General features: G+C 71.7%; 10 protein-coding genes. 3 read left to right on the top strand and 7 right to left on the bottom strand.

Annotated features, from left to right (window positions below; translation table 11 throughout):
• Positions 1-4 precede the first annotated feature (4 nt).
• The gene (locus AB0J42_RS17075) at positions 5-838 is read right to left on the bottom strand and encodes a hypothetical protein (protein ID WP_364294936.1); all 834 of its coding nucleotides are present in this window, start codon (positions 836-838) and stop codon (positions 5-7) included.
• A gap of 32 nt (positions 839-870) precedes the next feature.
• Positions 871-1,233: a hypothetical protein gene (locus tag AB0J42_RS17070; RefSeq protein ID WP_364294933.1), complete on the bottom strand. Its 363-nt coding sequence runs from the start codon at positions 1,231-1,233 to the stop codon at positions 871-873.
• A gap of 419 nt (positions 1,234-1,652) precedes the next feature.
• Here AB0J42_RS17070 and AB0J42_RS17065 point away from each other — a divergent pair, with 419 nt between their 5' ends.
• Together AB0J42_RS17065 and leuS are read left to right on the top strand one after the other, a co-directional pair.
• Entirely contained in the window at positions 1,653-2,009 is a 357-nt protein-coding gene (locus tag AB0J42_RS17065; protein ID WP_364294930.1) for a hypothetical protein, read from the top strand.
• Between the two features lie 692 nt (positions 2,010-2,701).
• Complete coding sequence (leuS, locus tag AB0J42_RS17060) at positions 2,702-5,152, top strand: leucine--tRNA ligase (protein ID WP_364294927.1); 2,451 nt, start codon at positions 2,702-2,704, stop codon at positions 5,150-5,152.
• Positions 5,153-5,245: 93 nt separating this feature from the next.
• On the opposite strand, the gene AB0J42_RS17055 is transcribed toward leuS, so the two are convergent.
• Together AB0J42_RS17055 and AB0J42_RS17050 are read right to left on the bottom strand one after the other, a co-directional pair.
• Entirely contained in the window at positions 5,246-6,214 is a 969-nt protein-coding gene (locus tag AB0J42_RS17055) for a TIGR03557 family F420-dependent LLM class oxidoreductase (protein WP_364294924.1), read from the bottom strand.
• A gap of 4 nt (positions 6,215-6,218) precedes the next feature.
• Complete coding sequence (locus AB0J42_RS17050) at positions 6,219-6,662, bottom strand: hypothetical protein (protein WP_364294921.1); 444 nt, start codon at positions 6,660-6,662, stop codon at positions 6,219-6,221.
• Between the two features lie 149 nt (positions 6,663-6,811).
• Between AB0J42_RS17050 and AB0J42_RS17045 the strand changes: the two genes are divergently transcribed.
• Positions 6,812-9,961: a PDZ domain-containing protein gene (locus AB0J42_RS17045; protein ID WP_364294918.1), complete on the top strand. Its 3,150-nt coding sequence runs from the start codon at positions 6,812-6,814 to the stop codon at positions 9,959-9,961.
• Between the two features lie 54 nt (positions 9,962-10,015).
• On the opposite strand, the gene AB0J42_RS17040 is transcribed toward AB0J42_RS17045, so the two are convergent.
• The 3 genes from AB0J42_RS17040 to AB0J42_RS17030 form a co-directional block, all read right to left on the bottom strand.
• Positions 10,016-10,291 (bottom strand): hypothetical protein, encoded by a 276-nt coding sequence (locus tag AB0J42_RS17040; RefSeq protein WP_364294915.1) that lies wholly within the window; start codon positions 10,289-10,291, stop codon positions 10,016-10,018.
• A gap of 147 nt (positions 10,292-10,438) precedes the next feature.
• A complete protein-coding gene (locus AB0J42_RS17035) occupies positions 10,439-11,452 on the bottom strand; it encodes an aminotransferase class I/II-fold pyridoxal phosphate-dependent enzyme (protein ID WP_364294912.1) in 1,014 nt (337 codons plus the stop codon).
• A gap of 108 nt (positions 11,453-11,560) precedes the next feature.
• The gene (locus AB0J42_RS17030) at positions 11,561-11,968 is read right to left on the bottom strand and encodes a DoxX family protein (protein WP_364294909.1); all 408 of its coding nucleotides are present in this window, start codon (positions 11,966-11,968) and stop codon (positions 11,561-11,563) included.
• Between the last annotated feature and the right edge of the window lie 272 nt (positions 11,969-12,240).

Below are 12,240 nucleotides of genomic sequence, written 5' to 3'. Positions count from 1 at the left end.
GCGCTCAGCCCTGGAGCAGGCGCAGCCGCTTGACGACGGTGTTGACGTCCGGCAGCAGCGACTTGCCCTCGGCGGGCACCGACATGAAGACGATCGCCGGCAGGTCGCCGCCCGTGTTGATCGCCGCGGCGACGATCGTCGCCTTCTCGGTGGGCGACGTCAGCGAGTAGGCGATGAGCCTGCCCGTGCTGTCGCCCACCTTGAGCGGCTGCTGCGCGATCTTGCGCACCTTGTTGCCGTCGGAGTAGAGCCGCTTGCGCGCGTCGACCACGACCGCCTTGATCACCGGCTCCAGGTCGTCCGGCGAGGTGTACCTGCCCGCGAACTTCTCCGGCAGCGGGCCGGTCATCACCTGGGCGGCCAGGTCGTCGCCGACCATGGCGTACTGGCGGGTGTCGTACCCGTACGTGCCCTTGACCGTGGGCCGCTCGTCGAGCCGCCAGTCGCCGCCCAGCCTCGGGACCTGGATGCCCGCCTGCGAGTCCTGCACGACGCCCGTCACGGGCGACGCCTGGCCCCGGTAGTTGGGCAGCCTGCCGATCGTGCTGGAGGTCTTCTTCGGCGCGGCCGAGGGCGCCTGGGACGGGGTGGCCTCCGCGGCGCTCGCGCTGGAGTCGTCACTGGCCAGCGGGCCCGCCAGGAACGCCCACACCAGCGCGATCACCAACGCGACGGCGGCCGAGCTGGCCAGCGCGTAGATCCACAGCGGCTTGCCCGGCTCCTCCAGGGAGTCCGGCTCGCCCATCGCCTGGTAGTTGTCGCCGAAGACCGTGTTCCAGAGCTCCTGCTGGCGCTCCGGGGGAGGGGTCCGGGAGCTGCCGATCTGACCCGCCGTCACGAACGGGCGGTCGGGGTCGGAGGGGTCGCGGCTCAGGTTCGCCCCCGGCCGCCCCTGCTCGCCGCCACGCCCACCTGGCCCATACGGACCGTCCTGCCCGCCCGGCCCATACGGGTTGTCCGGCCCACCCGGCCCGTAATTGCCGCCGGGGCCGCCTGGACCCTGAGGCCCACTCGGCCCCCCAGGCCCATACCCGCCGCGCCCACCGGGACCACCAGGCCCATACCCGCCGGCACCAGGCCCACCGGGACCGGCACCGCCCGGGCCACCAGCACCGGGTCCGCCAGCACCGGGTCCGCCTGGGCCACCGAATCCACCAGAGCCCGCCCCGCCGGGTCCCCCGGCACCGGCTCCACCTGGGCCGCCCGCGCCACCGGGGCCGGTGGGAGCGTCAACACCTGCTCCGGCATGCGCACGCGCGCCTGGACCGGCGTTGCCTTCCGGCCCGCCCGGGTGTCCGCTCCTCACGAGATCCGCCAGCCCGGACTGCCCGCTCTGCGGCTGACGGCCATACTCGCCTGTACCACCGGACCTGCCGTAACCGTCGGCTCCACCGCTTCCGCGACCCCCGTACCCGTCGGCACCGTAGCCGTCACCGCTTCCGCGACCGCCATAACCATCACCGCTTCCGGGGCCGCCACGACCGCCGTAGCCGTCAGCCCCGCCGTAACCGCCACTACCGTGGCCGCCGTACCCGTCGGTCCCGCCGTAGCCGCCACTGCCGTGGCCGCCATACCCGTCGGCGCCGCTTCCGTGGCCGCCGTAGCCGTCTGCGCCGCCGGGGGCGTCGGAACCACCGGAGCTCTGGGCGCCGGTGAGGTCTGCTCGGCCGTACATCATCGTCCGCTCGGCGGCGGCGGCCGCGGAGCTCTTGGCGCGGCCGGGGTGGTCTTCGAGGTTGCCCGGCCCGTACGAGCCCAGGACGGAGGAGTCCGGGTCGTTGGGCACCGGCGCGGGCTTCGGCTGGTCGGAGACCCGGTCCATGGTCATGGTGCCCTCCAGCGGGTCGGCGGGCGGGTTGTCGGCCGGCCGGGGCCAGGGGGCGGGGGAGTTCAGGTTGGACCAGGCGTCGGAGGGCGACGACGAGCGCGGGGACTCGGACCACGCGGGCAGCGGGTCCTTGACCGGCGGCGGCTCGGGCCACGAGGGCTGCGAGGACTGCGAAGACTGAGGGGGCCCGCCGCTCGGGGCGGGCGGCTCGGGCCAGGACGGCGCGGGCGGCTGGGCGGGCGGCCAGGAGGTGGGGCCGCCGGAAGGCTCGGGCCAGCCGCCGGGCGCGTCGTCGCGCGGCGGTTCGGGCCACGAGGGCTGCGGGCCGGGCGCGGGCGTCTCGGGCCAGGAGGTGGGCACGTCCTGCCGTGGAACCTCGGGCCAGGAGGGTGGCCGGTGCGATGCTCCGGAGTTCTCCGATGCCATGGGGTCCGGCCCTCCTGAATACTTGTCCGGATTCGACGTCGCGTGCATGATCTCATGGGATTTTCCAAGAGAGTCAGCCGACTCCGCAGCGAAACGGGCGAAGCCATGCGGATCGGTCGGCGGATCCTGCATCGGCAGATCGGCCTCCGAGCGTTCCGGTCCAGCTGAGTGCACCACGGTGACGAGCGTATTCTAATGGGACATATGAGGTCACAACGGATGGATCACCATCAGGTCTCGCGAACCTGAAGGGTCTATTGTGCCCGCGGACCTCGATCGACCGCCCGCATTCAACCGAAGACGTGCGCTAGGCTTGACGTATGCGTTCCGCGACCCTGCTGCTTAGCGGGCCGCGACGGTTCTGAAAGTCTCGCCGTCGCGGCTGCCCCTCGTTCTGGTCACGGGGGGCTTTCTTATGGGTCCGAGTCAATCAGAAGGACAACCGCCGTGAGTGAGTACGACCCGCAGGCGCTCCAGGCCAAGTGGCTGCCGCGCTGGGAGGAGATGGACCCGTTCCGGGCGAGTGAGGACCCGGCCGACCCCCGGGAGCGGCGCTACCTCCTCGACATGTTCCCGTACCCCTCGGGTGACCTCCACATGGGCCACGGCGAGGTCTTCGCTCTCGCGGACGTCATCGCGCGCTACTGGTTCCAGCGCGGCTACAACGTGCTCCACCCGATCGGCTGGGACTCTTTCGGCCTGCCCGCGGAGAACGCCGCGATCAGGCGGAACGCCCACCCCGCCGAGTGGACCTACCGCAACATCGAGACGCAGGCCACCTCGTTCAAGCGCTACGGCATCTCCTTCGACTGGTCGCGCCGCCTCCACACCAGCGACCCTGAGTACTTCCACTGGAACCAGTGGCTGTTCAACCGCTTCTTCGAGCGCGGCCTGGCCTACCGCAAGGGCGGCCTGGTCAACTGGTGCCCCAACGACCAGACCGTGCTGGCCAACGAGCAGGTCGTGGCGGGCAAGTGCGAGCGGTGCGGCGCCGACGTCATAAGGCGCGAGCTCACCCAGTGGTACTTCAAGATCACTGACTACGCGCAGCGCCTGCTGGACGACATGGAACAGCTCGAAGGCGGCTGGCCCGAGCGCGTCATGACCATGCAGCGCAACTGGATCGGCCGGTCCGAGGGCGCCGACGTGCTCTTCACGATCGAGGGCCGCGACGAGCCGGTGCAGGTCTTCACCACCCGGCCCGACACCCTGTTCGGCGCCACGTTCTTCGTGGTCGCCGTCGACGCGGCGCTGGCCGACGAGATCGTCACCGACGAGCAGCGCCCCGCCTTCGAGGCCTACCGCGCCGAGGTCGCCAAGCTGAGCGACATCGAGCGGCTGTCCACCGAGAAGGAGAAGACCGGCGTCTTCCTGGGCCGCTACGCGATCAACCCGGTCAACGGCGAGCGCATCCCCGTCTGGGCCGCCGACTACGTGCTGTCCGACTACGGCCACGGCGCCATCATGGCGGTGCCCGCCCACGACCAGCGCGACCTCGACTTCGCGCGCAAGTTCGGCCTGCCGGTGCGCGTCGTGGTCCACACCGGGCTGGCCGACCCCGGCGAGTCCGGCGTCGCCACCCCCGGCGAGGGCCGGCTGGTCAACTCCGGGCCGCTCGACGGGCTGAGCAAGGCCGAGGCCATCGCCAAGATCGTCGAGATCCTGGAGACCGAGGGCAAGGGCAAGGCCGCGGTCAACTTCCGGCTGCGCGACTGGCTGCTGTCCCGCCAGCGCTACTGGGGCACGCCGATCCCGATCATCCACTGCCCCGACTGCGGCGAGGTGCCCGTCCCCGACGAGCAGCTGCCGGTCACCCTGCCCGACCTGCGCGGCGAGGCGCTGGCGCCCAAGGGCATCAGCCCGCTGGCCGGCGCCACCGACTGGGTCAACGTCGACTGCCCCAAGTGCGGCGGCCGGGCCCAGCGCGACACCGACACGATGGACACCTTCGTCGACTCGTCGTGGTACTTCCTGCGTTACTGCTCGCCGGGCTACACCGACGGCCCGTTCGACGTCGAGCAGGTCCGCAAGTGGGGCCCGATCGACCAGTACGTCGGCGGTGTCGAGCACGCCGTGCTCCACCTGCTCTACTCGCGGTTCTTCACCAAGGTCCTGTACGACATGGGCATGGTCGACTTCACCGAGCCGTTCCTGCGCCTGCTCAACCAGGGCCAGGTCATCAACCGCGGCAAGGCGATGTCCAAGTCGCTGGGCAACGGCGTCGACCTGGGCGAGCAGATCGACGCCTACGGCGTCGACGCGGTCCGCCTGACGATGGTCTTCGCGGGCCCGCCCGAGGAGGACATCGACTGGGCCGACGTCTCGCCGGCCGCGTCGCAGAAGTTCCTGGCCCGTGCGCTGCGCGTGATGTCCGACGTGACCAGCGAGCCGGGCGTCGCCTTCGACGGCGGCGACGTGGAGCTGCGCAAGGTCACCCACCGGACGATCGACGAGGTCACCAAGCTGGTCGAGTCCTACCGGTTCAACGTCGCGGTGGCCCGCATGATGGAGCTGACCACCGCCGCCCGGCGGGCCATCGACTCCGGCGCGGGCCCCGCCGACCCGGCGGTCCGCGAGGCCGCCGAGACGCTGGCGATCATGCTGTCCCTGGTGGCGCCCTACACCGCCGAGGAGGGCTGGGAGCGGCTCGGCCGCACCGGCACCGTCGCCAAGGCCGGCTGGCCGAGCGCCGAGCCCGCGCTGCTGGTGCAGGACCTGGTGACCTGCGTGGTCCAGGTGGCGGGCAAGGTCCGCGACCGGCTGGAGGTCTCGCCCGAGATCGCCGAGGAGGAGCTGCGGTCTCTGGCGCTGGCCTCCGAGAAGGTCCGCGCCCACCTCGACGGGGAGCCCCGGCGGGTGATCGTGCGCGCGCCGAAGCTGGTCAACATCGTTCCCTGAGTCGTACGTACGGGAAAGGCCGCCGCACGGATGGTGCGGCGGCTCTTCTCTTCTATAACCCCTGTCTGTTCTGTGCTGATTCGCCGAGTGCGGTCAGAGTCGGCGCAGGGCTGGGAGGAGTTCCTTCTCGGCCCAGGAGAAGAAGGGTTCCTGCTGGTCGGCACCGATCTGGACCAGGGCGATGTGGGTGTGGCCGGCCTCGACGTAGGCGCGGGCCGCCTCGACGACCGCGTCCACGTCGGCGCCGCACGGCACGCTCCGCGCCACGTCCTCCGGCCTGACCGTGCCGGTGGCGGCCGCGAAGTTGACCGGGCCGGGCAGCTCGGCCAGCACCTTCCAGCCGCCGGCCGACGCCCACCGCCACAGCCGGTGCGCCCGTTCCCTGGCGGCCTCCGCGTCGGTGTCGTACGAGAGCGCGAGCTGACCGTACACGGGCTTGCCCGAGCCGCCGTCGCCCTGGAAGCGCCGCACCACCTCAGGCATCGGCTCGTTGACCACGAGGATGTCCGCGTGTTCGGCCGCGAGCCGGGCCGAGTCGCCGCCGGAGGCCGCGATGCCGATCGGGATGGGCTCCTCCGGCAGGTCGTAGAGCTTGGCCGAGTCCACGTCGTAGAACTCGCCCTGATAGGTGACGTAGCCGCCGCCGAGCAGTTCCTTGATGATCCGTACCGCCTCGACGAGCATGCGGTGGCGGGTGTCGGCGGACGGCCAGCCCTCGCCGATGACGTGCTCGTTCAGGTTCTCGCCCGCCCCGAGCCCGAGCGAGAACCGGCCGCCGCTCAGCACCGCCATCGTGGCGGCCTTCTGCGCCACCACCGCCGGGTGGTAGCGCATGGTCGGGCACGTCACGTACGTCATCAGGGGCAGCCGCTCGGTGGCCTGCGCGGCGGCGCCGAGCACCGACCAGGCGTACGGGGAGTGGCCCATCTCCTCCAGCCACGGGAAGTAGTGGTCGGAGATGACGGCGTAGTCGAACCCGGCCTGCTCGGCCCGGGCCGCGAAGTCGACGAGCTGCCGGGCCGGCGTCTGCTCGCACATCAGGGTGTAGCCGATCTTCGCCATCGCGTCACGCTCCGGAGGACGGGGATGACTTGCGGTCGCAGAGCTCCTCCAGCACCAGGCCGAGGCCGATGCCGAGCAGCCACACGTCCTTGGCCAGCCCGATGCCCTCCTGGGTGGGCTTGAGGCTGCCCTCCTCGCGCATGCCGGGCGTCTTGAGGTAGAGGCCGAGCAGGCTGCCGGCGAAGGCGGTCAGCGCGGCCCCGGCCACCAGCGAGGGCACCACGGGCATCAGCAGCGCGGCGCCGAGCGCGACCTCGGCCGCGGAGACCAGCTTCGTGAACCGCTGCGGATGCTGCTCGGCCAGGAAGGGGTAGGTGCCGACGGCCATGCCGTGGATGACGGCCGCCGCCTCCTCGTCGGGGTCGGCCTTGTTCAGGCCGGAGTTCAGGATGAAGGCCCCGGCGACCGCGCGGGGCGGGATCTGGTGGGGCCGGGCGAAGATGCGCATGGTGCCTCCCGAGTGATGCGATCCCTCACCCCTTCCCATGCTTTTTCATGACATCCTGCCTTGTGTCCGGTTTTGACCGTGCCTTCAGGGGGGGCGGAGTAATTCCGTCTTCTTGGCCCGGAACTCCTGGCGCGCACTAGTGTCTAGCTGTGACAACTGGCGCATACCTGAGATTCCCCCATCTGTCCGGTGACCTGGTCACCTTCGTCGCCGACGACGACGTCTGGCTCGCCCCGATCGCCGGTGGGCGAGCATGGCGGTTCACCGCCGACCGGATCCCCGTCTCGAACCCCCGCTTCTCACCCGACGGCACCCGCATCGCCTGGACCAGCACCCGAGAGGGCGACCCCGAGGCGTTCGCCGCCGAGATCGACGGACCGGAAGGCGAGCGGCTCACCCACTGGGGAAGCGCGACGACCAAGGTGTGCGGGTGGAGCGCCACCGGCCACGTGCACGTCGTCAGCGCCGCCGGGCAGGGCGGCCGGCAGCGGAGGTGGGGCTACGCGGTCCCGCTCGACGGCGGCGCGGCCACCCGCCTGCCGTACGGCTGGGTGAGCGAGTTCGACGTCAGCGGCGACCGGGTGGTGGCGGTCTCCTCCATGTGGCGCGAACCGTCCCAGTGGAAGCGCTACCGCGGCGGCACCGCGGGCAAGATCTGGATCGACGCCGAAGGCTCCGGAGAGTTCACCCGCCTGTTCGCCGACAGCCCCGCCCAGTACTGGGCCGCCATGTGGGTCGGCGACCGAATCGCCTTCCTGTCCGACCGCGACGGCACCGGGAACGTCTACTCCGCCCTGCCCGACGGCTCCGACCTGCGCAGGCACACCGGCCACGAGGAGTTCTACGCCCGCCACGCCACCTCCGACGGCGAGCGGATCGTCTACAGCCACGCCGGCGACCTCTGGCTGCTGGAAAGCCTGGACGCGGAACCGTACCGGCTCGACATCAAGCTCGGCGGGCCGCGCCCGGCCCGCGCCAAGCGACCGGCGCCCGCCCAGGTCGGCGGGTTCTCCCCGGACGAGACCGGCCGCGCCAGCGCCGTCGAGATCCGCGGCACCGCCCACTGGGTCACCCACCGCGACGGCCCCGCCGGCACCCTCCGCGCCGAGCCCGGCGTCCGGGTCCGGCTGCCGCGCGTGCTCGACTCCACCGGCCGCGCCATCTGGGTCTCCGACGCCACCGGCGAGGACGGCCTGGAGGTCGGCACCCCCGGCGGCGAGATCCGCACGCTGGCCGCCGGCGAGCTCGGGCGCGTCCTCGCCCTGACAGCCTCGCCCGACGGCAAGCACGCCGCCGTCGCCACCCACGACGGCCGCCTCCTGGTCGTCGACATCGAGACCGGCGCCCAGCGCGAACTGGACCGTACGGGCCACGGCGACATCAGCGGGCTCACGTTCTCGCCCGACTCCGCCTGGCTCGCCTGGGTCCACCCGCACCACGAGCCGCTCTCCCAGATCAAGATGGGCCGCGTCGACGGCACCTCCACCATCGAGGTGACCCCGCTCCGGTTCGCCGACTACGACCCCGTCTTCACCCGCGACGGCAAGCACCTGGCGTTCCTGTCGGTCCGGACGTTCGACCCGGTCTACGACGCGCACGTGTTCGACCTGTCGTTCCCCGTCGGCTGCCGCCCGTACCTGGTGCCGCTGCGCGCCGACACCCCCTCCCCGTTCGCCCCCAGCCTGCGGGGACGCGGCTTCAACGGCGAGGACGACCACCCGCCCGCGGAGGAGAAGAAGAAGGACGACGCGCCCCCGCGCACCGAGGTCGACCCCGACGGGCTCGCCTCCCGCGTGGTCCCCGTCCCGGTGCCCGCCGGCCGCTACGGCAACCTGCGCACCGCCAAGGACGCGCTGCTCTGGCTGCGCCACCCGCTCACCGGCCGCCTCGGCGACGGCACCGACTCCACCGGCGAGATCGTGCTGGAACGCTACGACCTGAAGAAGCGCGCCAAGAGCGAGCTGGGCAAGGACTACCGCGCCTTCGAGGTGAGCGGCGACGGCACCCGGCTCGTCGTCAACGGCAAGAACGGCCTGCAGACCCGCCCCGCCGCGGAAGGCGACGAGGTCGTCACCATCGAACTGGACCGGGTCTCCGTCCAGCTCGACCCCGTCGCCGAATGGCGGCAGGGCTACCGCGAGGCCGGGCGCCTCATGCGCGACCACTTCTGGCGCGCCGACATGAACGGCGTCGACTGGCAGGGCGTCCTCGACCGCTACGCGCCGCTCGTCGAACGCATCGGCGCCTACTCGGAACTGGTCGACCTGCTCTGGGAGGTGCAGGGCGAGCTCGGCACCTCCCACGCCTACGCCATCGGCAACGGCCAGCCCGTCGACCCGCGCCGCCGCCAGGGCCTCCTCGGCGCCGACCTGGCCCGCGACGAGGACGGCACCTGGCGGGTGACGCGCATCCTGCCCGGCGAGTCGTCCGACCACGACGCACGCTCGCCGCTGCTCGCGCCCGGCGTCGCCGTCCGTCCCGGGGACGCGCTCGTCGCCGTCAACGGCCGGCCCGTCGATCCGGTACGGGGGCCGCTGCCGCTGCTGGCGGGCACCGCCAACCAGCCCATCCAGCTGACCGTCCGCCCCGCCACCGGCGGCGAGACCCGCACGGTCGTGGTCACCCCGATCTCCGACGAGACCCGGCTGCGCTACCACGACTGGGTGGAGAACCGGCGCGCCTACGTCCGCGAGGCGTCCGGCGGGCGGCTCGGCTACCTGCACGTGCCCGACATGGTGGCGTCCGGGTGGGCGCAGTTCCACCGCGACCTGCGCACCGAGATGGCATACGAAGGACTCGTCGTGGACGTGCGCGAGAACGGCGGCGGGCACGTGTCCGAGCTGATCCTGGAGAAGCTGTCGCGCAAGGTCACCGGCTGGATCCAGGCACGCGGCCACGAGCCGATGCGCTACCCCGAGGACTCGCCGCGCGGGCCCGTCGTCACCGTCACCGACGAGTTCGCCGGCTCCGACGGCGACATCGTCAGCGCCGGGATCAAGAACCGCGACATCGGGCCCCTGGTCGGCGTCCGCACCTGGGGCGGCGTGATCGGCATCGACCAGCGCTACTCGCTGGTCGACGGCACCGTCGTCACCCAGCCGCGGTACTCGTTCTGGCTGGAGGGCCACGGCTGGGGCGTGGAGAACCACGGCGTCGACCCGGACGTCGAGGTCGTCATCACGCCCCAGGACCGCACCGCCGACCGCGACCCGCAGCTGGAGAAGGCGGTGGAACTGGCGCTCGCCGCCCTGGAGGAGACGCCCGCCGCGACCCCGCCCGACCTGCCGCCCGTCCCGTAACCAGGCCGGTCTCCTGCCCCCTTGTCCCACGGGGGCAGGAGACCCGGGCTTCTGTCAGAAGACCCGAGGGTCGGCCCACACGGCCATGCCCTTGACACAGAGCGAGGCGTTGGACCGCAGAATGATCCGCGTGGCCCCGTCCAGCGGCACGTCCAGCGTGGCCGACCGCCCTGGCACCGCGGCGGCGACCCCCAGCTCCTCGGACTCGTCACCCCACTCGTCCTCGTCGACGTCGGCGAACACGGTGAACGTCACCGGACTGTCGCTCCGCCCGCCGGTCACCCCGACCGTCGCCTGGAAGCGCCCGTGGCCCTCGCCGATCGCGTACACCGTGTTGGACGTGCCGACGCCGCACCCTATGTTGAAGCCGAGGCTGTGGTTATACCAGCGCCCGCTGATACGCTGCCTGCCCTTGATCGGAGCCGTGCCCTTGGGAGTGAGGGCGGCCAGGAAGACGGGGTCGCCCGCGAACTTCGATCATAGCCGGACGCCGGCCAGCCTCCGGAGGATCTCGTCGAGAACCGGCTCGGTCGTCGCGAAGTTGAGCCGTACAAACGTCTCGCCGCCCGGCCCGAACGACGCGCCGTCGTTGAGGAGCACCTTCGCCTCCTGCTCCAGCCGCTCCGCCATGCCGGGCCGGCCGTAGTCGAGCCACGCCAGGTAGGTGGCCTCCGGCACGCGGTACGAGACACCGGCGGGCAGGCGTTCGGCGAGGGTCCGGCGGTTGCGGTCGAGCAGCGCGACCGTGTCCGCCAGCCAGGCGTCGCCGTGCCCCCAGGCGGCGACCGTGGCCTCCACACCGAACAGGTTCGCCGAGCCGAAGAGGAACGGCGGCTGCTCGTCCAGCGCCTTACGCAGCTCGGCCGAGCCGATGTGGGCCACTGAACAACGGATGCCGCCCAGGTTGAACGCCTTCGTGGCCGAGGTCAGGGTGACTGTCCGGTCAGGCAGGATCGTGGCGAACGGAATGTGCCGGTTCGGCTCGTACACCAGATCCGCGTGGATCTCGTCGGAGATGACCAGCAGGTCATGCCGCTCGGCCAGCTCGGCCAGCTCCTCCAGCTCCGCGCGGGTGAAGACCCGGCCGGTCGGATTCTGCGGGTTGACCAGCAGCAGCACCCTGCAGCCGGTCAGGTCGGGGATCTCCGCGCGCCACGAGTCACCGTCCGGCACCAGCCGGATCGGCCGCAGCGGCCGATCCATGGTCTCCAGCGTGCCGAGGAACGGGTGGTATGCGGGGACGTGCAGCGCCACCGCGTCGCCCGGGGCGGTCCACACGTGCAGCAGCACCTGGAGGGCCTGGTTGAGATCGCTGTAGGTGCGGACCAGGCCGGGATCGGGCTCCCAGCCGAACCTGGCGGCCATCCGCTCCGCGAAAGCGACCGCCAGCGGCCCGCCATCGGCGCTGTCGAGCCAGACCGGGTAGCCGAGATCACCCTCCGCGCGCCGCCGCAGCGCCTCCACCACCGCGGGAGCGGTCGGCAGATCCATGTCGGCGACCCAGGCTGGAATGACGCCTGGTTTGGCTTTCGCCCATTTGAGTCCGTCATTACGTGCTCTGAACGGTTCACTCACGAATGCGTCGCTCACCCGGTCATTCTAGGAATGCCCCTCGCGGCGACTCTCGTCGCATACCCGCCCGTCCCGCGCGACACGCTCCCAGAGCACAGCGGTGCGGTCGCTCCGCCCCCACGCGATCAGCCCGCTCACCACGAGCAACACCAGCGGCACCGCCACCGGCCCGCCGCTCACGAACGCCTCGGTCACCACGGCACCGGCCATCAACCCGGCGAGCACCATCGCGGCCACCCCGGCCAGCGCAGGCACCAGCAGCGCCGCGCCCCCCGCCACCTCCACCACACCCACCAGGTGACGGAACCAGACACCCCACCCGATCGCCTCGAACGTCGACGCCGACGGCTCCGCCCCGGTGAACTTGCCCACCGCGGCCAGCAGGAACGTCAGCGCCGCGATCACCTGCAGCACCCACAGCCCGATCTTCTTCATGCCGGCGACGCTACGCACCACGATCACGCGGCGGAATGGGCCTGGATACAGGGCGGGGTGGAGGTAGGTGCACTGTGCGACGGACCCGGAAAGGCCCTACCACCCGCGTATCTTCTCGATGCCGCATGCCTCCGCGTGATGCGTTACGTCCGTGTGATGCCGTACGTCCATGCGGTGCCTCCGCGTGATGCGTTACGTCCGTGTGATGCCGTACGTCCATGCGGTGCCTCCGCGTGATGCGTTACGTCCGCGTGATGCCGTACGTCCATGCT

Origin of the sequence: Nonomuraea sp. NPDC049649 (assembly GCF_040675175.1) — a bacterium.
Classification (GTDB): Bacteria; Actinomycetota; Actinomycetes; order Streptosporangiales; family Streptosporangiaceae; genus Nonomuraea.
Note: the sequence above shows the minus strand (reverse complement) of the source record. Positions and strands in the feature narration are given on the sequence as shown.